Annotated in this window: 15 protein-coding genes, 3 tRNA genes and 1 pseudogene; 8 read left to right on the top strand and 11 right to left on the bottom strand. The window is 58.7% G+C overall.

What is annotated here, in order from left to right; translation table 11 throughout:
- Positions 1–81 precede the first annotated feature (81 nt).
- From ACZZ0K_RS11550 to ACZZ0K_RS11520, 7 genes are all read right to left on the bottom strand, one after another.
- Entirely contained in the window at positions 82–1,497 is a 1,416-nt protein-coding gene (locus tag ACZZ0K_RS11550) for a sigma-54 interaction domain-containing protein (RefSeq protein ID WP_258708079.1), read from the bottom strand.
- A gap of 130 nt (positions 1,498–1,627) precedes the next feature.
- Positions 1,628–3,202 carry an ABC transporter ATP-binding protein gene (locus tag ACZZ0K_RS11545; RefSeq protein WP_258708080.1) on the bottom strand — a complete coding sequence of 525 codons (1,575 nt, stop codon included), beginning with the start codon at positions 3,200–3,202 and terminating at the stop codon, positions 1,628–1,630.
- A gap of 9 nt (positions 3,203–3,211) precedes the next feature.
- Positions 3,212–4,234 carry an ABC transporter permease gene (locus tag ACZZ0K_RS11540; RefSeq protein WP_041478730.1) on the bottom strand — a complete coding sequence of 341 codons (1,023 nt, stop codon included), beginning with the start codon at positions 4,232–4,234 and terminating at the stop codon, positions 3,212–3,214.
- Positions 4,234–5,295, bottom strand: coding sequence for a microcin C ABC transporter permease YejB (locus ACZZ0K_RS11535; RefSeq protein WP_039758569.1), 1,062 nt, complete (start codon positions 5,293–5,295; stop codon positions 4,234–4,236). Before ACZZ0K_RS11535 ends, ACZZ0K_RS11540 begins: the two co-directional genes overlap by 1 nt.
- The gene (locus tag ACZZ0K_RS11530; RefSeq protein WP_258708081.1) at positions 5,295–7,163 is read right to left on the bottom strand and encodes an extracellular solute-binding protein; all 1,869 of its coding nucleotides are present in this window, start codon (positions 7,161–7,163) and stop codon (positions 5,295–5,297) included. Before ACZZ0K_RS11530 ends, ACZZ0K_RS11535 begins: the two co-directional genes overlap by 1 nt.
- Positions 7,164–7,294: 131 nt before the next feature.
- Positions 7,295–7,576, bottom strand: a complete 282-nt coding sequence (locus ACZZ0K_RS11525) for a peptidylprolyl isomerase (protein ID WP_236168984.1) — start codon at positions 7,574–7,576, stop codon at positions 7,295–7,297.
- Positions 7,577–7,671: 95 nt separating this feature from the next.
- The gene (locus tag ACZZ0K_RS11520) at positions 7,672–8,541 is read right to left on the bottom strand and encodes an esterase/lipase family protein (RefSeq protein WP_252883884.1); all 870 of its coding nucleotides are present in this window, start codon (positions 8,539–8,541) and stop codon (positions 7,672–7,674) included.
- Between the two features lie 334 nt (positions 8,542–8,875).
- Here ACZZ0K_RS11520 and ACZZ0K_RS11515 point away from each other — a divergent pair, with 334 nt between their 5' ends.
- Positions 8,876–9,955 carry a hypothetical protein gene (locus tag ACZZ0K_RS11515; RefSeq protein WP_258708082.1) on the top strand — a complete coding sequence of 360 codons (1,080 nt, stop codon included), beginning with the start codon at positions 8,876–8,878 and terminating at the stop codon, positions 9,953–9,955.
- A gap of 54 nt (positions 9,956–10,009) precedes the next feature.
- Here the strand turns inward: ACZZ0K_RS11515 and ACZZ0K_RS11510 are convergent, their stop codons facing one another.
- Positions 10,010–11,083 (bottom strand): 3-deoxy-7-phosphoheptulonate synthase, encoded by a 1,074-nt coding sequence (locus ACZZ0K_RS11510; RefSeq protein WP_258708083.1) that lies wholly within the window; start codon positions 11,081–11,083, stop codon positions 10,010–10,012.
- Between the two features lie 605 nt (positions 11,084–11,688).
- Here ACZZ0K_RS11510 and ACZZ0K_RS11505 point away from each other — a divergent pair.
- From ACZZ0K_RS11505 to ACZZ0K_RS11480, 6 genes and pseudogenes are all read left to right on the top strand, one after another.
- Positions 11,689–12,132: a GNAT family N-acetyltransferase gene (locus ACZZ0K_RS11505; protein WP_252883719.1), complete on the top strand. Its 444-nt coding sequence runs from the start codon at positions 11,689–11,691 to the stop codon at positions 12,130–12,132.
- A 127-nt stretch (positions 12,133–12,259) separates the two neighbouring features.
- Positions 12,260–12,901: a response regulator transcription factor GacA gene (gacA, locus tag ACZZ0K_RS11500; RefSeq protein WP_024012761.1), complete on the top strand. Its 642-nt coding sequence runs from the start codon at positions 12,260–12,262 to the stop codon at positions 12,899–12,901.
- Between the two features lie 2 nt (positions 12,902–12,903).
- Positions 12,904–14,726, top strand: a pseudogene (uvrC, locus tag ACZZ0K_RS11495) (excinuclease ABC subunit UvrC).
- A gap of 32 nt (positions 14,727–14,758) precedes the next feature.
- Positions 14,759–15,319 carry a CDP-diacylglycerol--glycerol-3-phosphate 3-phosphatidyltransferase gene (pgsA, locus tag ACZZ0K_RS11490; protein ID WP_041478738.1) on the top strand — a complete coding sequence of 187 codons (561 nt, stop codon included), beginning with the start codon at positions 14,759–14,761 and terminating at the stop codon, positions 15,317–15,319.
- Positions 15,320–15,379: 60 nt separating this feature from the next.
- Positions 15,380–15,455 (top strand) — tRNA-Gly (locus ACZZ0K_RS11485).
- Positions 15,456–15,501: 46 nt separating this feature from the next.
- A tRNA-Cys gene (locus ACZZ0K_RS11480) sits at positions 15,502–15,575 on the top strand.
- Positions 15,576–15,661: 86 nt separating this feature from the next.
- Here ACZZ0K_RS11480 and ACZZ0K_RS11475 read toward each other — a convergent pair.
- Entirely contained in the window at positions 15,662–16,195 is a 534-nt protein-coding gene (locus ACZZ0K_RS11475; protein WP_164488345.1) for a GAF domain-containing protein, read from the bottom strand.
- A gap of 491 nt (positions 16,196–16,686) precedes the next feature.
- Between ACZZ0K_RS11475 and ACZZ0K_RS11470 the strand changes: the two genes are divergently transcribed.
- Positions 16,687–16,773, top strand: a tRNA-Leu gene (locus ACZZ0K_RS11470).
- A 99-nt stretch (positions 16,774–16,872) separates the two neighbouring features.
- Here ACZZ0K_RS11470 and ACZZ0K_RS11465 read toward each other — a convergent pair.
- Positions 16,873–18,243, bottom strand: a complete 1,371-nt coding sequence (locus ACZZ0K_RS11465; RefSeq protein ID WP_258708084.1) for an ATP-binding protein — start codon at positions 18,241–18,243, stop codon at positions 16,873–16,875.
- Complete coding sequence (locus ACZZ0K_RS11460; RefSeq protein WP_024012790.1) at positions 18,240–18,902, bottom strand: response regulator; 663 nt, start codon at positions 18,900–18,902, stop codon at positions 18,240–18,242. The genes ACZZ0K_RS11465 and ACZZ0K_RS11460 overlap by 4 nt, the downstream gene beginning before the upstream one ends.
- Positions 18,903–18,911 lie beyond the last annotated feature (9 nt).

Here is an 18,911-nt window from a genome sequence, read left to right as displayed (position 1 = left end):
TTAGTTGAGATTTTCTTTGAATGGGCCGGAGCCTGCTCGCGAAGCTTTTGTTTTGTCTTCATACAGAGATTCGATATCTCTTTATGTAGACTCGGCAATCCCCAGCGCAGCCATTTTCTTGTAGAGCGTCGACCGCCCCAGACCCAGCCGAACCGCAGCCTCCGGTACTTTCCCCGCGCATTGCGCCAGGGTCGATTCGATCAACTGCCGATCAAACCGCGTCCGCGCCTGTGCAAATGTCTCCCCAGCGGGCGCGTGCGTGCTTTGCTCGGACGTTCGCTCAACCGGAGTAAGCGTGCCAATCGCGCCGCGAATATCCTGCTCGGTCAGCATCAGATCATCACTGAGCAACGCCGCCCGCTCCAGCACATTACGCAACTCACGGATGTTGCCTGGCCAGGCATGCTGGCCGAGCAACGCCAGCGCATCGCGGTGCAGTTCATGCTGGCTGCGCAGCTCTTCGAGAATCGCCTCGCTCAGCGCCGGCAAATCGTCGAGACGTTCACGCAGCGGCGGCACCTGGATCGGCAGCACATTGAGGCGGTAGTACAAATCGGCGCGAAATTCGCCGCGCTTGATCGCCGCCTGCAAATCCGTCGACGTCGCGGCGATTACGCGCACATCGCTCTGAATCACTTCATTGGATCCGACCGGCTCGAACTCCTTTTCCTGCAACACGCGCAGCAGTTTGCTTTGCAGCGGCAGCGGCATATCGCCGATCTCGTCGAGAAACAGTGTGCCACCCTGAGCGATTTGTAATTTACCGGTGCGGCCCTTGCGGTCAGCGCCGGTGAAGGCGCCGGGTGCCGTGCCGAAAAATTCGGCTTCCAGCAGCGCCTCTGGAATTGCCGCGCTGTTGATACTGACGAAGGCTTTGTGTGCGCGCGGCGAAGCGCTGTGAATGGCTTGTGCGAGTAACTCTTTGCCAGTGCCGGTTTCTCCCAGCAGCAACACGGGCGAATCAGCGCTGGCGCTTCGTCGCGCACGTCGTTTGACTTCGAGGCTGGCAGCGCTGGTACCGATGAAGTGGGCGAAGTTGTATTTGGTCTGCCGCGCACGCAGTAGCGAGCGGGTCGAGGCCAGTTCCTCCTGCATGCTCAGGTAGCGCTTGAGCATCGGCGACAGCGTGCGCAACTCGTCGAACAGGGCAAAACCGATGGCGCCGATCACGCTGCCGGCATCGTCGTGGATCGGCAGGCGCATCACCACCAGCGGCTCCTTTGGCGTGTCCTGCATGTCCAGCAGAATCGGCCGACCGGTGCGCACCACCTCGCGCAGCAGGCTGCCGGGGATCACGCTTTCGCAGGGTTTGCCGATAGCGCCTGCCGCTGAATCGAGACCAAAGCGCCGGGCGTAGCGTTCGTTCATCCAGACGATATTCGCATCGCGGTCAACAATCACCGTGCCTTCGCTGGATTGCTCGATGATCTCGAACAGCGAACGGATCGCCAGGGTGCGGACTCGTTGGTAGTCCTTGAGGCTTTCGGTGGTGTTCATGGAGGCTGGTCCTGATTGTTTGTTGCCGGTACCGGCCCTTCGCGAGCAGGCTCGCTCCCACAGGGGACTGCATTCCAATGTGGGAGCGAGCCTGCTCGCGAATGCCGCGCCGCGAATTAGCAGAAAAAACCTACCCCGGATGCGCCGCCGCCAACAGCTCTTTGGTGTAGGGATGCTGCGGGTTGTCAAACACGTCGTGACTGGCACCACGCTCGACCACCTGACCGTCCTTGATCACGATCATGTCATGCGCCAACGCGCGTACCACCGCCAGATCATGGCTGATGAACAGGTAGGTCAAACCGTATTTTTCCTGCAAATCACGGAGCAGGGCGACCACTTGTTTCTGCACGGTGCGGTCGAGCGCAGAGGTCGGTTCGTCAAGCAAAATCAGCGCGGGTTTGAGCACCAACGCCCGGGCAATGGCGATGCGCTGGCGCTGGCCGCCGGAAAATTCATGCGGATAGCGATGGCGGCTCTCGGGGTCGAGGCCAACTTCCCTGAGCACGCGAATCACTTGCTCATCGCACTCATTGGCCGTCGACTCGAAATGCACTTCGAGGCCTTCGCTGATGATCTGTGCCACCGACATGCGCGGGCTCAGGCTGCCAAACGGGTCCTGAAACACCACCTGCATCTGCCGCCGCCACGGCCGCAGCTGCTTTTGATTGAGGCCGTCCAGCGCTTCTCCCTGAAAGCGAATGCTGCCCTCGGAATCCAGCAAGCGCAGGATCGCCTGACCCAGCGTCGACTTGCCCGAACCGGACTCGCCAACAATGCCCAAGGTCTTGCCGCGCTGGATATTCAGACTGATGCCATCGACTGCGCGCAGATACTGCTTGCGCCTGAACAGCCCGCCGCCGACCTGGAAATCGACGCGCAGGTCAGCGACTTCCAGTACATTTTCACGTTCGTCACGGGGCAGGGCTTCACCTTCCGGCTCAGCGTTCAACAGCACGCAGCTGTAAGGGTGTTTGGGTTCGGTGAACAGGGTTTCGCAGGGTGCCTGCTCGACGATCTCGCCAGCCTTCATCACACACACCCGCTGCGCGATGCTGCGCACCAGATTGAGATCGTGACTGATCAGCAGCAGCGACATGCCGAGCCGCTGTTGCAGGGACTTGAGCAGCAAGAGAATCTTGCGCTGCACGGTGACATCCAGTGCCGTTGTCGGCTCGTCGGCAATCAACAACTCCGGTTCGCAGGCCAGGGCCATGGCAATCATCACCCGTTGCCGTTGCCCGCCAGAGAGTTGATGCGGATAGGCTTTCAACCGTTCCTTGGGCTTTTGAATGCCGACCAGTCCGAGCAATTCGAGAATGCGCTGCTGCGCTTGCTTGCCGCCGAGGCCGCGGTGCAGCAACAGGGTTTCGCCGATCTGCTTTTCAATGGTGTGCAATGGATTGAGCGAGGTCATTGGCTCCTGAAAGATCATGGCGATGCGATTGCCGCGCAGCTCGCGCAAGACCTTCGGATCAGCACCGAGCAACTCCTGCCCGCGATAGCGGATGCTGCCACGGGTTTGCGCCTCGCTCTCAGGCAGCAGTTGCAGGATCGAATGCGCGGTCACCGATTTCCCCGAGCCCGATTCGCCGACCAGAGCCAGGCACTCACCGGGGCGGATATCCAGGCACAGGTCACGCACCACAGTCTGACCATGGAAGGCGACATTGAGGTTGCGGATTTCAATCAGGTTTTCAGTCATGGTCACGCTTCAGGATCGAGGGTCAAAAGCGTCACGTAACGCTTCGCCGATGAATACCAACAAGGAGAGGATCAGCGCCAGGGTAAAGAACGCGGTCAACCCGAGCCACGGTGCTTGCAGGTTCTGCTTGCCCTGACCGATCAGTTCACCCAGCGAAGCGCTGCCGGCCGGCATGCCGAAGCCGAGGAAATCCAGCGCGGTCAGCGTCGAAATCGCTCCGGTCAGAATGAACGGCAGGTAACTCAGCGTCGCGTTCATTGCGTTGGGCAGAATGTGCCGGAAGATCACCTTGCGGTCAGTCAGGCCCAGGGCACGTGCGGCTTTGACGTATTCCAGATTGCGCCCGCGCAGGAACTCGGCGCGCACCACGTCCACCAGCGCCAACCAGGAAAACAGCGCCATGATCCCCAGCAGCCACCAGAAATTCGGCTCGACGAAACCGGAGAGGATGATCAGCAGATACAGCACCGGCAGCCCCGACCATACCTCCAGCACGCGTTGTCCGAGCAGGTCGACCCAGCCACCGTAATACCCCTGCAATGCGCCGGCGGCGATACCGATCAGCGCACTGACAAATGTCAGCATCAAGGCAAACAGAATCGACACCCGAGCGCCAAAGATGACCCGCGCCAGCACATCGCGCGCCTGATCGTCGGTGCCCAGCCAGTTCACTGAAGTCGGCGGACTTGGCGCCGGTTTGTTCAGATCATAGTTGGGGGTGTCGTCGCTGAACGGGATCGGCGGGAACAGCAACCAGCCACCGTCCTTGCGTATCAGATTCTGCACGTACTCGCTGCGATAATCGGCCTGAAACGGCAGTTGCCCGCCGAACTCCTGTTCGGTATGGCGCTTGAACACCGGGAAGTACCACTGGCCCTGATAACTGACCATCAACGGTTTGTCGTTGGCGATCAACTCGCCACCCAGCGTCAGGATGAACAGGCCGATGAACAGCCACAGCGACCACCAGCCACGACGGTTTTTCTTGAAACGTTCGAAACGGCGACGACCCAAAGGCGAGAGCTTGAACATCAGGCATTCCTCGCGGCGAAGTCGATACGCGGGTCGACCAGGGTGTAGCACAGGTCGCCGATCAGTTTTATCAGCAGGCCGAACAGGGTGAAGATGAACAGTGAACCGAACACCACTGGATAATCCCGCGATACCGCTGCTTCGTAACTCATGCGCCCAAGGCCATCGAGGGAGAAGATCACTTCGATCAGCAGTGAGCCGGCGAAGAACACACTGATGAACGCCTGAGGTATCCCCGAGACCACCAACAGCATGGCGTTGCGAAACACGTGTCCGTACAGCACGCGGCGTTCGCTCAAGCCTTTGGCGCGGGCCGTTACTACGTACTGTCGGGTGATTTCATTGAGGAACGAGTTTTTTGTAAGGATCGTCAGCGTCGCGAATCCACCGATCACCAGCGCCGTGACCGGGAGCACCAGATGCCAGAAGTAATCGGCGATCTTGCCCAGTGTCGACAGCGATTCGAAGTTGTCCGACACCAGCCCGCGCACCGGAAACCAGTTGAGCGAAGTGCCGCCGGCGAATACGACGATCAGGAACATCGCGAACAGAAACGCCGGCATGGCGTAACCAATGATGATCGCCGTGCTGCTCCAGATATCGAAATGGCTGCCGTGGTGCACAGCCTTGCGGATGCCCAGCGGGATCGACACCAGATAGGTGATCAGCGTCGCCCACAGCCCGAGCGAAATGGTCACCGGCATCTTTTCCAGAATCAGGTCGGTGACTGTCGCGCCACGGAAGAAGCTCTTGCCGAAGTCCAGTTGCGCGTAATTCTTCAGCATCAGCCACAGACGCTCGTGGGCCGGTTTGTCGAAGCCGTACTGCTTTTCGATGTCCTTGATCAGTTGCGGGTCGAGGCCGCGGCTGGCGCGCGAAGCGTTGCTCGATGTCTCGCTGGCACCGCCGCCGACACTGGCGCCGCCGATGCCTTGCAGATGGGCGATGGCTTGTTCGACCGGTCCGCCGGGCGCGGCCTGAATGATGACGAAATTGACCAGCAGGATGATCACCAGCGTCGGAATGATCAGCAGCAGGCGCCGCAGTATGTAACCCCACATCAGTGCGGCCCTCCGGGTCTGCTGCGACTGATTTTCTCAGCGGTCATTTGCTGATTGGTCAGCGGCGTGCGGCTGATTTCCCACCAGCTCTCGATGGCTTCGTCATTGCTCGCCTGCACCGTGGGAATGCCGAAGCGGTTCCACCACACGGTCGAGGTGCCCGGCGGGTAATAGTTGGGAATCCAGTAGTAGTTCCATTGCAGCACCCGGTCCAGCGCATGGGCGTAATGCAGCATGTCCGATTGGGTCGAGGCGCGAATCAGGCCGTTGATCAAAGTGTCGACTGCCGGATTTTTCAGCACCATGTAGTTGTTTGCGCCCGGATCGTTGGCCGCTGCCGAGCCGAAGTAGTTGAGCAATTCCCCACCCGGAGAAGTGGTAACGGGATAGCCGGTGACGATCATGTCGTAGTCGCGGCTCATCAGGCGATTGACGTATTGCGAGGCGTCGATGCGGCGGATATTGAGCTCGATGCCGATCTGTTTCAGCGTGCGCTTGTAAGGCAACAGCAGGCGATCCATGCCATTCTGGCTGACCAGAAAAGTGAAGCTCAGCGGTTCGCCGGCGCTATTGACCAACTGGTCGCCATCCGGTTTCCAGCCGGCCTGCTCGAGCAGTTGCAGGGCTTGCAACTGCTTGTCACGGATGATGCCGCTGCCATCGGTCTTCGGCGCTTCGAAGACTTCAGTGAACACTTCTTCGGGAATCTGATCGCGCAGTGGTTCAAGGATTTTCAGTTCCTGTGCGTCGGGCAACTGTCGGGCGGCGAGGTCGGTGTTGGAGAAGTAACTCTGCTGGCGGATATAGACGTTACGCATCATCTGCCGGTTGCTCCATTCGAAATCCCAGAGCATCGCCAGTGCCTGGCGCACGCGGCGGTCCTGGAACATCGGCTTTTGCAGGTTGAACACGAAACCCTGGGCCGATTGCGGCGCTTCAGTGGCGAGGTGGGCCTTCTGCAAACGGCCATCGCTGAGGGCAGGGCTGTCGTAGCCGATCGAATAGCCGGTCGCGGAAAACTCGCGGTTGTAGTCATAGGCGCCACCACGCAGCACCTGGCGGGCGACATCGGTGTCGCCGAAGTACTCGATGCTGAAATGGTCGAAGTTGTACAGGCCGCGGCTGACCGGCAGGTCCTTGCCCCACCAGTCGCCATTGCGTTCGAACGTGATACTGCGCCCGGAGTCGACCTTGCCAACCCGGTACGGCCCGCTGCCCAGCGGCGGTTCATAACCACCGCCGCTGGCGAAATCGCGGCTCTTCCACCAGTGTTCGGGGAACACAGGCAGGGTCGCGATATCCAGGGGCAGGGTGCGGTTTTCGTTACTTTTGAAGTCGAAGCGCACGGTCAGCGGTGCCTCGATTTCGACGCCTTTGACGTCGGCAAACTGGGTGCGATAACGCAGGCTGCCTTGGGTCATCAGCAGGTTGTAGGTGTAGCGAACGTCTTCGGCAGTGATCGGTTTGCCATCGGCAAAGCGCGCCTTCGGGTTGATGAAGAAACGTAGCGAAAGACCGTCGTCCGAACGTTCCATCTTCTGCGCAACCAGACCATAGACGGTGTAAGGCTCGTCCAGCGAGCGTTGGGCCAGCGGCGAGTACAGCAGGCCGTCGATCTGCGTCACGCCGATGCCTTTGTCTATATAAGGCAGCAAATGGTCGAAGTGGCCGATCTCGATGGCCGAGCGCCGCATCGTCCCGCCCTTCGGCGCTTGCGGATTGGTGTAGTCGAAATGGCTGAAACCGGCGGGGTATTTGGCCGGTTCGCCGTAAACGGTCAGTGCGTGTTGCGGGGCAGCGTTCACGCCAGCGGCGCCAATGAGAAAGGCGAGGGCGGTGAGCATCAGTGTGGGAAAAACCAGTCGCATCGTCAGCCTTGGAACGCAAAATCGATAAGCGCAAGTTGTACGCGAGCCGCGCGCCACTCGCCAGCCGTATATGTAACTGAAACACAACGGCCCACCAGAAGGCGGGCCGTTGTCAGCAATCGGACGACGAATCAGTCCTGACGGCTGGTGACTTCCAACAGGTGATAACCGAACTGGGTCTTCACCGGGCCTTGCACGGCGTTGATTGGCGCGCTGAATACCACGGTGTCGAATTCCTTGACCATCTGGCCTGGACCGAACGAGCCCAGATCGCCGCCCTGACGGCTGGACGGGCAGGTGGAGTTGGCTTTGGCGACTTCAGCGAAATCGGCGCCGGCTTCGATCTGAGCCTTGAGTTCGTTGCACTTGTCTTCGCTGGAAACCAGGATGTGGCGGGCAGTGGCTTTGGCCATGGGGAATTCTCCGAACTGTTTCAATAAAAGGTGGAGCGTACCGGAATCAGTCGGCGAATTCTCGGCAAAGTTCCATTCTGCGTTCCTTGCCCGATTCATAGATCCGCCGCTTGCAGACGCTGGGCATGTTCGACGTACAGGTCGATCGGATCCGGCGAGGGCGCTTTTGTGCCCGCGCTCCGCCGCAGGCTGGCCAAATGATCCATTGGGTAATCGGAGCGGATCACTTGGCCGAGATGGCTACTGAAGCGTCCGACGAAACCATCATTCTGCTGGGGTTCGGTGGTGAAATATTGCGACAGGACCCGGCAGGTTGCTTGAACCGGATCCAGCACTGGCAACGTGGATTGCGCAACAACCCCGCTCCACGAGTAGTAGCGCACGCCGTTGACTTGCTCAGGACCATGCCCGCCCCAGGTTTGCGGCAGTCCCTGGGGAAATTTGTCATTGAATTGACCGACGCCGACCGTGGTCAATGCGTTGAGTGCGGCTAACGCATTCTGCGGCAATGTCACGCTGCCGCTCAGTAGTGACAGCAAGTCGGCAAATTGTGTCGCCACGTTCTGTGCGACGGCTTCGGGAAGCTTGCCTGGAATCAGTGCCCTGCGCAGGAAGTCGGCGAGCTCCGAGCCATGGTTCGGGCCACTGACGGAGGTGACCGAAGCGACGACGTCTGGTGCAAGCGCCGCCGCATAGCGTGCAGCGAGTGCGCCTTGACTGTGTCCTATGAGGTTGACTTTCTTCGCGCCTGTGCCTCGCAGCACGCAAGCAATCTGTGACAGCAATTGCTCGCCCCGCTTTTCATTGTCTTGGGTGGCCGAAAGGTGTGGAACAAACAATCGACAGCCGGCCGTTTTCAGCACGGACTTGACGTCATGGAACAGCTCGCAATGACCGATACGCTCGAACCCGAACAGACCGTGGACCAACAGGATGGGATAACGAGTTGTAGCATTCCGTTGCATGTTCTTACCTTTTTCGTAGAAGTTCATCGGGAAATCACCGGGCCACTCTAAAACACTCATCCCGTTGAAGAAGTACGAAGAGGCTTCACATTGCGTTTGAAAATGGACTACGAGGCGTACGAAATTTCGGAGAGCTGTGAAATCCGAATCGGAAGTTCAGTGGGTCGTTTGTCGGCATAACCGCGTGACCTCTGCTGTTGCCTACTTTGCGAGTAGCGGTTACGCCGTTGTCGCGGTGGATTCGGCTGACATCCGGAACGTTCAAATAGGTCCTCAATGTAGATGTCAGTGTCGTCATTCGGGGCGGCACGTTTTCCAGGGAGTGGAAGCGAAAATGAATAGCCATGAAATCGAGTTTTGCTGGCGGATGCGCCAGCCGATGGTTGCCGAAGTGTCTATCGAACCTCTGGTCGCGCCAACGATTGACGGGCTCCAAGGGAGCGTGTTGGATCCTTCGCTGGCCAAGGCCATCGTTCGCATTTCCCCTTATGCCAACATGAGCTGCGGCGATCAGATCGTGCTGTCTTGGGAGGGGCTGGATATCGAAGGCTTTGCCTATCAATACGAGAGTGTTCGATTCATCAGCCAGGTCCAGGTTGGCAAAGACGTCATCTTCGTCATCAAGGCGATGCATGTCGCTGCGCTGGACGGGGGCTCGCTTGAGGTTTACTGGGCACTTCAAAGTGCGTCCGCGCCCAAGGCAGTGGAATCTGCTCGCCTGCAACTGTCTGTCGGGGACGTTGGACCGCATCTGTTGGCGCCGCAAATAGAAGGCTCGGTAAACGGAGCGCTGGAGCCGTCGCGAGTGGTGGAAGGCACCCTGGTGACCCTGCAGCCTTACGCTCGGATGTCAGCGGGCGACCGGATCATGCTGTCGTGGCATGGAGATGCTTCGCCTGAAATATTCACCGACTCGTTGAAGGTCGAGGCCTGCGCCGTCGCGCAAAGCCTGTCCTTCTGGGTGCCGGCCAGCTACGTCGAAGCGCATCGTGGTGGCGAGGTGGTGGTCGCCTACCGTGTTGAACAACGCTGTGGAGCCATCCGAACCTCGGAGCCTGCGACGGTTTTCATTGGGCCGGCAGTGCGTGCTGAACTGGCCGCGCCGGATATTGTTGGGACGATCGATGATGTGCTGTCGGTGAAGGACTCGATAGAGGGGGTTTCCATTCTGATTGAAGACCCGCTGGTGCAGGAAGACGAGTTGGTCTATCTCAAGTGCGATGGTGATTTTTTCAGTCATCGCGATGATCTTGAAATCACTCGGGAGACGGCCGGGCAACCGGTGAGTTTCATTGTTCCCCATCGGTTCTGGCGCGAGCACCACGGCACGACGGTGGAAATTGCCTACACCATCGAACGTCTGGACGATACCAGTCAGCAATCTGCCGTGAGGCGGATCAGCATAGTGGCATAACCTGGGGAAGGTCGGCCCTCCGCGCTTCGTATGGAACGGGAGGGCGATCTGCGATCAGGCCCTGGCGTTAGCGAGGCGCCGTGCGGCGTCGGTCAGCAAATGTTCCGTTGCGTCAAAGCCGAGGCAGCCATCAGTGATCGATACGCCGTAGCGTAGAGAGGTGCTCAGCGGCTGGCAGCCTTCGAACAGATGAGATTCGAGCATCATGCCGATCAGCGAGTGGTTGCCACGCAGGCGTTGTTCAAGCACCTCGTTGAAGACGGCTGGCTGGCGCAGGGGATCCTTGCCGCTGTTGGCATGGCTGCAATCGACCATGATCCGGCTGGGGATCTTCAGTCGGCTGAGCTCGGCGCTGATGTTGGCTACGCTGGTTGCATCGTAGTTCGGCCCTTGATGGCCACCGCGCAGCACAATGTGGGTGTCAGCGTTGCCGGCTGTCTGCACGATCGCTGGATGCCCTTGGCTGTCCACGCCGAAGTGCCGATGCGGATGGCCTGCCGAGCGCATGGCGTCGACAGCAACGGCGGCGCCGCCGTCGGTGCCGTTCTTGAAGCCCACCGGCATGTTCAGGCCGCTGGCCATTTCGCGGTGGATTTGCGATTCGGTGGTGCGGGCACCAATGGCCACCCAGCTCAGCAGGTCATCAAAGTAGCTGGCAGCCATGGGTTGCAGGAGTTCGGTAGCGACCGGTAGTCCGAGCCGGATCATTTCCAGCATCAGTTCGCGCGACAGCGTCAGACCGGCAGCCATATCGTCAGTGCCGTCCAGATGCGGATCGTAGGCTAGCCCTTTCCAGCCGACCGTCGTACGCGGCTTTTCGACGTAGGCGCGTATGACCAGCAGCATTTCACTGCTGACATCTTCGGCCAGACGAGCGAGTTTGCTGGCGTACTCAATCGCTGATTGCGGGTCATGGATAGAGCAGGGGCCAACGATGACCAGCAGGCGTGGGTCTTCACCGTCAAGGATGGCGCGCACCGCCTGGCGATGAGTGTTGACCTGTTGATGCAGGGAATGGCTGAGCGGCAATTGCTGTTTGAGCTGCAACGAGCTGGGCAGACGCAGGGTCAGCGTTTCGTTGGCAGAATCGATTGTGGACAGCGGCAAAGCGGAAACTGAAGAGTTCATGTTCGGTCTTCCTGGGCGGATGGCGGGTCTTTCCCGCGCAATCGGCCCTACTGGGGTGTTCGACAAATGGCCGTACTGGCTAGGCATGTGTGTTTGCCACCTGTGGGTGACCGATCGGAGGCGGCAGGCTGTCCCGAGCGGAGGCTGGTAAATCGCCAGGCGCTAAAGCTGTCGTAACGGTAATAAGTGGCGTAGTTCATGGTGTAATCCTCGAAATGTGGTGTGTCGCTGAAAGTGATGGGCCTGAAAAAACAAAACCCCCGGTCGGGAGGCCGACCGGGGGTTGAGAAATCTCTGGTAGGCGACCCGTTATCATGGGCGCCGTTTGGGTATCAGGCGCGCCAGTGGCTAAACCAATACCCAAAATAAAAGTTGTCAGGAGCGCAAGTGTGATTCACCCGGGCAGCCGCAACCGAGCGCAGGGCGCTGTTGGTGCAAGACTGTGGAAGGGTGTTGAACATGTGCTGTCTCCGTTGAATGCGCCGAGCTTACTCGACGCTGATACGCATCAGCAATCAGAAAATGCTATTGCCCGCCGCTCAAAACGCCTATCACTGGCAAACCATGCGGGTGAAGGGCAACTTTGCAGTCATGGAGAAAGCTGAATGAGTTATCGAATCCGGCATGCCACCCGTGATGATCTTGCTTTTGCGCGGGATCTGACCTGTCGCAACATGCTGCGCTATTACATTGACCACGACCTGTTGTGGCAGGACGAGGCGTTCGACGCAGGCTGGCAGTATCGTGACAACTGGATGATCCTCCAGGATGAACTGGCGATCGGTTTTTTCAGTCTGAGCGAGGATGCGCGAGCGCTGTACATACGCGAATTGCAGATTGATCATCCCTGGCAAGGGCAGGGCGCCGGTTCCTGGGCCATTGGTCAAGTTACCGAAATGGCTCGTCAGGCAAGACGACCGGCACTGCGACTGACAGTGTTTGACAATAACCGGGCGCAAGAACTGTATGCACGCAAAGGACTGCGCATCGTGGGCAGGGATGAGTGTTTCCTCAGGATGCAGCTTGATTTGAGTACAGCTGTGCTCTGAAACCCACAGCCGGCAAGCCCTGAATGATGAATTGAAACTTTTTAAATGCGGCTTTCCGCTAGGTCTGTCTGGCACTTTTTGCTAAGGTGTCCGGCATCCCAATAAGACCATATCGCGAGGTGTCTGCTTGATTAGGGTGCTAGTGGTCGACGACCATGATCTCGTTCGCACAGGCATTACACGGATGCTGGCCGATATCGACGGCCTGCAAGTGGTGGGTCAGGCCGAGTCAGGTGAAGAGTCCCTGATCAAAGCCCGTGAATTGAAGCCTGACGTAGTGCTCATGGACGTCAAGATGCCCGGCATTGGCGGCCTCGAAGCCACGCGGAAGCTGCTGCGCAGCCACCCGGACATCAAGGTGGTTGCCGTTACGGTGTGCGAGGAAGACCCTTTCCCGACGCGTTTGCTGCAGGCCGGGGCGGCTGGTTACCTGACCAAGGGCGCGGGTCTGCCGGAAATGGTTCAGGCCATTCGGCTGGTTTTCGCCGGGCAGCGTTACATCAGTCCGCAGATCGCTCAGCAGTTGGCAATCAAATCATTCCAGCCCACCAATGATTCGCCGTTCGATGCGTTGTCCGAGCGGGAAATCCAGATTGCGTTGATGATTGTCGGTTGCCAGAAGGTCCAGATCATTTCCGACAAGTTGTGCCTGTCGCCGAAAACCGTGAATACCTACCGCTACCGCATTTTCGAGAAGCTTTCGATCAGCAGCGACGTCGAGTTGACACTGCTCGCGGTGCGTCACGGCATGGTGGATGCCAGCGCCTGACCATGACCGAGACATTTGATTCCAGTGCTTTCCTGTCGACCGTCAGCGGTCGGCCCGGCGTCTATCGCATGTTCGACAGCGAAGCGCGCCTGCTCTATGTCGGCAAAGCGAAAAACCTGAAGAAACGTCTGGCGAGCTACTTTCGCAAGACCGGGCTGGCGCCGAAGACGGCCGCACTGGTCGGCCGTATCGCTCAGGTCGAGACGACCATCACCGCCAACGAAACCGAAGCGTTGTTGCTTGAGCAAACGCTGATCAAGGAGTGGCGCCCGCCGTACAACATCCTGCTGCGCGACGATAAATCCTATCCGTACGTGTTTCTCTCCGACGGGCAGTTTCCGCGTTTGAGCATTCATCGCGGGGCAAAAAAGGCCAAGGGCAAGTATTTCGGCCCATATCCGAGTGCCGGTGCCATACGCGAAAGCCTGAGCATCCTGCAAAAAACCTTTTTCGTTCGCCAGTGCGAAGACAGCTATTACAGGAACCGCACCCGTCCGTGCCTGCAATACCAGATCAAACGCTGCAAGGCGCCGTGCGTGGGGTTGGTCGAGCCTGACGTCTACGCCGAAGACGTGCGCCACTCGGTGATGTTCCTCGAAGGTCGCAGCCATGCGCTGACCAACGAGCTGTCCACGGCGATGGAAGAGGCAGCGATCAATCTCGAGTTCGAGCGCGCGGCCGAATTGCGCGACCAGATCGGGTTGCTGCGCCGGGTACAGGACCAGCAGAGCATGGAAGGCGGAACCGGCGATATCGACGTTATTGCCGCATTCGTCAACCCCGGCGGCGCCTGTGTTCACCTGATCAGCGTGCGCGGCGGGCGAGTGCTGGGCAGCAAGAATTTTTCCCGCAGGTCGGCATCGAGGAAAACGTTTCCGAAGTCATGGCGGCGTTTCTCGGCCAGTACTACATCAGCAGCCCCGAGCGGGATTTGCCGAGCGAGTTGATCGTGAATGTGGTTCACGAAGATTTTCCAGCGCTGATCGAAGGGATTCATACCTTGCGCGGCCGCGAATTGGCCATCAGCCATCGGGTGCGCGGTACCCGTGCGCGCTGGCAGCAACTGGCCGTGACCAACGCTGAGCAAGCGTTGGGCGCGCGTCTGGCCAACCGTCAGCACACCGCCGCGCGATTCGACGCGCTGGCCGAAGTGCTGAATCTGGATGAGCCGCCGCAACGTTTGGAATGCTACGACATCAGTCATTCCAGCGGCGAAGCGACGGTTGCCTCCTGCGTGGTGTTCGGGCCGGAAGGTGCGATCAAGTCGGATTACCGCCGCTACAACATCGAAGGCGTCACCGCCGGCGACGATTATGCGGCCATGCACCAGGCGCTGACCCGCCGGTTCAGCAAACTCAAGGACGGCGAGGGCAAGTTGCCGGACATCCTGCTGGTCGACGGTGGCAAGGGCCAATTGTCGATGGCCCGCGATGTGCTCAACGAACTGGCCGTACCGGATCTGATCCTGTTGGGCGTAGCCAAGGGGGCCACGCGCAAGGCCGGTTTCGAAACGTTGTATCTGAATGATGCAGCGCACGAGTTCACCTTGCGCGGCGATTCGCCCGCGTTGCACCTGATTCAGCAGATCCGCGATGAGGCGCACCGCTTCGCAATCACGGGCCATCGCGCCCGTCGCGGCAAGACCCGCCGAACCTCGACGCTTGAGGGTGTCGCAGGGGTAGGGCCGACGCGCCGCCGTGACCTGTTGAAACATTTTGGTGGATTGCAGGAGCTGTCTCGTGCAAGCATCGAAGAGATCGCCAAAGCCCCGGGGATCAGTAAAAAGCTCGCTGAGTCGATTTATGCGAACCTGCATAGTGAGTAGAATGCCCCTTCACCTCGTAGCCAGTTGTGCCGATGAATATCCCTAATCTGATTACCGTTCTACGCGTCCTGCTCATCCCGATCTTCATATTGCTGTTCTATCTGCCTTACCAATGGAGTTACATGGCCTCCGCTTCGGTTTTTGCCTTTGCGGCTGCAACCGACTGGCTCGATGGTTATCTGGCGCGCCGATTGGAGCAAAGCACACCGTTCGGGGCGTTTCTCGATCCGGTCGCCGACAAGCTGATGGTCGCTGTTGCCCTGGTCTTGCTGGTGCAGGAACACGGCAATCTCTGGCTCACGCTGCCCGCAGCAGTCATCATCGGTCGCGAGATCGTGATTTCGGCGCTGCGCGAATGGATGGCCGAACTCGGCGCCCGAGCGCAGGTAGCGGTTTCCAATCTCGGCAAATGGAAAACCGCTGCGCAGATGCTCGCGCTGGTAATTCTGCTGGCTCATCCAAAGGCATTGAGCTTCTGGGTCGTGCTCGGTTATACGCTGCTGATTGTATCGGCAGGGCTGACCCTGTGGTCGATGGTTCAATACCTTCGCGCCGCCTGGCCGCACCTGAAGACTGATGTAGAAAAGAAATAAAAGTTTTTTGAATCAAGGGGTTGACGGGGCTTCTTAATTCTATAGAATGCGCCACACCAAGCGGGAATAGCTCAGTTGGTAGAGCACGACCTTGCCAAGGTCGGGGTCGCGAGTTCGAGCCTCGTTTCCCGCTCCAATTTGTACAGTGTTTGTTGTTGCGCTACTGACAGCAAATACTTTGAGGCCGAGTAGCAAAATGGTTATGCAGTGGATTGCAAATCCACCTACGCCGGTTCGATTCCGACCTCGGCCTCCACTATCAAAAACCCCGTAGATCAATGATCTACGGGGTTTTTTGTTGCTTGTGGAAAAAGTGTAGTGTTCCGCATCGTTTATGGAGGGTCACTCAGTCAGACACGCCCCGGTCTTGATATGGCTGGCACCTTCCACCGTCAGATTCGAGAAAAAGATGCAGCCAATAAGGCGTGCGAATAACGTCAGTGTGTCCGCAAGATCCGGGTTATCAAACAGAACGGCCCTTGAATCCAGAGCACAGAGGGCACCCCAGAGTCTTCCGTCCGGCAGGAAAACAGGCGCGCCTGCGTAGCTTTCAATTGAATACTGCTTCACCACAGGACGTGACGAAAGTCGTCCATCCTTGCTGATTTGGGGAAGGAAGAGGGCTTGAGGATTTCGTCGAAACTCACTGCAGAGCGTAGTTTCCAGATCCAGCGTATCGCCTACGTTTATTCCCAGTTCAATCGGATCGTATGCCGAACAGACGATCCATTCCGTTTCCGTGAATTTTGCGATTCCGGCAAAGCGTGTACCGGTCAGACGGGTGACAAGCTGCAGGATATTGGTGGTCGCTTCGATCTCGGCGATCGCCGAGCGCTCCTCTTGGCTTAAAGACGCTTTTAGAACGGTGTCACTCATTTGCATGGAATCAAATCTCCTGATTGCTTGTACATCCCTGAGCTCTGCTCTGGTGACGTTCTGTGAGGCGTGATCGTTGTTGAAGGGGGCGTGCTAATTACCCTTTGATTATTGATTTCGGCGTTAACCTTTAGCGTAGACATCCCGTCCAGACTTGGGTTGCCTGCTCATAATCTCAATCGATGAATCATCTGTCATCCGTACAGCTAAGGTGATAGTGAGTCTCTGAATCTTTTGAGTTTATCGTCCCAATTTCCAGTCGGGTTGCTGCGATTTACCACTAACCTCGGCCTCTACTTCAAGCAAGCTTCGTAGCTCACTGATTTCTTGAGCTTTTTGTTTTTCCGCGGTCAGCGATATTTAGTTCTCAAATCGCGCACTCCAAACTTGCTTCACCGGGACGTGATGTATATATTCCCCGCTCGGCTTTTCAAGCGGTCATCCTGTCAGGATCGCAACCGCAAGGCTGAACAAAGCGACACCGCGCTACCGCCCGAATGGCGAAACTGGTAGACGCATGGGACTTAAAATCCCCCGCTCGTAAGGGCGTGCCGGTTCGATTCCGGCTTCGGGCACCATCTTTCAACAAGGGCCTGCGAGCGAAAGCTACGCAGGCCCTTGTGCGTTTACGGTTCGCATTTTGAAGCTAGATGAATTGAGCGCCGCTGTCGTGGCGACTATTCCCGGGCTGGAATCGATAACGTCGCCCTCAATCCGCCCTCTGCCCGGTTCGCCAGTTCTATCTGACCGTTCAGCTGCATCGCGATGGTGTTGACAATGGTCAACCCCAATCCGGCGCCATGCGCCGTGCCACGGCTGTAAAAACGCTCGAACAATCGCTCTCTGCCTGATTCATCAATTCCCGGCCCTTGATCGTCGACCGTCAAATGACAGACGCCATCGGACTTGCTCAGGTGCACGGTGATCGCACCGTGTTCGGGGGAGAAATTCGCCGCGTTGGTGATCAGGTTATTCAGCGCGATGTCGATGGCGGCGGGGTCGGCGAGGACATGAAACGGTTGGTCGCTGACCTCAAAGATCAATTCAAGGTGTTTGCTCAGCAACCATGGTGTCAATTGCACCAGGCTGTTGCGTACGGTTTCGCTGAGATCAATGCGTTGCAGTGGCGGCGGGTTGGGTTTGGGTTCAAGACGCGCCATGGTCAGCAGCTGGTTGACCAGTCGGCTCGTGCGGTCGACTCCGGAGATCAGAAACTCAAGTGACTCACGACGCTCGTCTTCGGTACCGGCCTCCTGCAGATTTTGCGCATGCACCCGCAGCACCGCCAGCGGCGTGCGCATTTCATGCGCGGCATCGGCGATAAAGCGACGCTCCCGGCCGAGCACTTCCTGAATCTGCGCGAGCATGCGATTTAGCGCTGCCTGCATGGGCTCCAGCTCACTGGGCAGGGGCGTCAGTTGCAGCGGCTCAAGTGAACCACTGTGACGGGCGCGCAGAGTCGCCGCCATGTCTGCCAGCGGCTTGAGCCCCCAGCCTATGGCCAGCCAGATCATCGCGGCGAGGATCAGGCTGCCAAGCATGTTCGGCCACAGCGTGTGGCGTACGATGCGGTCGACCAGGTCGGTGCGCACATCGTCGCGCTCGCCGACCCAGATGCGCAGGCCGTTCTGCTTGTCTTCCAGCATGAACGCTCGCCATTGCCGACCTTTCAGGTCGACCACGTCGCTGAACCCCGTTCTCGTCGGCGGCGCAGTGAAGGAGGGCGCACTGGCGGTATGTACCAGCACCTCGCCTTGCGGGTTCCACACCTGGAAGGCGATTTTGCTTTCGTAAGGATGTCCGTCAACCCGTGGCTTGGCTTCCCCGAGAGCCTGATTGAACGCCTGATACAACTGCGCGTGCTCGGTACTCGCCATCGGCATACGCATTACGCCCTGCAACAGGCGTGCGTTCTGCGCCAATTGCGCGTCGTAAACCTCGGCGATTTCGTGGTTGCTGTCATGCACATTGAAGGTGCTGAGTATCGCCAGACCGGCCAGTAACAGGCCGATGATCAGGGTCAGCGTGCGCCGGCGGATCGAGGTCATCGACGCTCCTCCACCAGATAACCCACGCCGCGGATGGTGCGGATCAGGTCGGTGGAGAACTTTTTGCGCAGGTGATGAATGTGCACTTCCAGGGTGTTGCTTTCCGCTTCTTCGTTCCAGCCGTAGAGCAACTGGATCAATTGATCGCGAGTCATCACCCGCCCCGGCGGCGACAGCAGTTCGTGCAGCAACTGATATTCCTTGGGGGTGAGCGCGACCGGTTGGCCTTGATAACTGACCTGCTGGGTGCCGGGGTTGAGGCTGATGCCGGCGTGTTCGATCAGCGCCTGAGCGCGCCCGGCACTGCGGCGCAACAAGGCGCGCAGACGGGCTTTGAGTTCGGCGAGGTCGAACGGCTTGATCAGGTAATCGTCGGCACCGGCGTCGAGTCCGGCAATGCGGTCTTCAGTGGCATCGCGCGCGGTAAGAATCAACACCGGCAGGTTCGAACCGCTGTCACGCAGACGGCGCAGCACTTCGAGGCCATCCATGCGTGGCAGGCCGAGGTCCAGCACGGCGACATCAAACGTTTCGCTGAGCAGGGCATGCAAGGCGCTGCTGCCGTCCTTGAGCCAGTCGACCGTGTACCCCTCGCGGCCCAGCGCCTGATAGATGCCTTCACCCAGCGCCACGTCATCCTCGATCAGTAATAAACGCACGCGCACTCC

It is taken from the genome of Pseudomonas sp. AC255, assembly GCF_979258175.1.
The sequence above is the reverse complement of the archived record's forward strand: the minus strand, read 5'-3'. Positions and strand labels throughout refer to the sequence as shown.

Coding starts and splice junctions, on each gene's coding strand:
- ACZZ0K_RS11550 (WP_258708079.1), bottom strand. CDS start 1,497: ATGAACACCACCGAAAGCCTCAAGGACTACCAACGAGTCCGCACCCTG.
- ACZZ0K_RS11545 (WP_258708080.1), bottom strand. CDS start 3,202: ATGACTGAAAACCTGATTGAAATCCGCAACCTCAATGTCGCCTTCCAT.
- ACZZ0K_RS11540 (WP_041478730.1), bottom strand. CDS start 4,234: ATGTTCAAGCTCTCGCCTTTGGGTCGTCGCCGTTTCGAACGTTTCAAG.
- ACZZ0K_RS11535 (WP_039758569.1), bottom strand. CDS start 5,295: ATGTGGGGTTACATACTGCGGCGCCTGCTGCTGATCATTCCGACGCTG.
- ACZZ0K_RS11530 (WP_258708081.1), bottom strand. CDS start 7,163: ATGCGACTGGTTTTTCCCACACTGATGCTCACCGCCCTCGCCTTTCTC.
- ACZZ0K_RS11525 (WP_236168984.1), bottom strand. CDS start 7,576: ATGGCCAAAGCCACTGCCCGCCACATCCTGGTTTCCAGCGAAGACAAG.
- ACZZ0K_RS11520 (WP_252883884.1), bottom strand. CDS start 8,541: ATGCAACGGAATGCTACAACTCGTTATCCCATCCTGTTGGTCCACGGT.
- ACZZ0K_RS11515 (WP_258708082.1), top strand. CDS start 8,876: ATGAATAGCCATGAAATCGAGTTTTGCTGGCGGATGCGCCAGCCGATG.
- ACZZ0K_RS11510 (WP_258708083.1), bottom strand. CDS start 11,083: ATGAACTCTTCAGTTTCCGCTTTGCCGCTGTCCACAATCGATTCTGCC.
- ACZZ0K_RS11505 (WP_252883719.1), top strand. CDS start 11,689: ATGAGTTATCGAATCCGGCATGCCACCCGTGATGATCTTGCTTTTGCG.
- pgsA (WP_041478738.1), top strand. CDS start 14,759: ATGAATATCCCTAATCTGATTACCGTTCTACGCGTCCTGCTCATCCCG.
- ACZZ0K_RS11475 (WP_164488345.1), bottom strand. CDS start 16,195: ATGAGTGACACCGTTCTAAAAGCGTCTTTAAGCCAAGAGGAGCGCTCG.
- ACZZ0K_RS11465 (WP_258708084.1), bottom strand. CDS start 18,243: ATGACCTCGATCCGCCGGCGCACGCTGACCCTGATCATCGGCCTGTTA.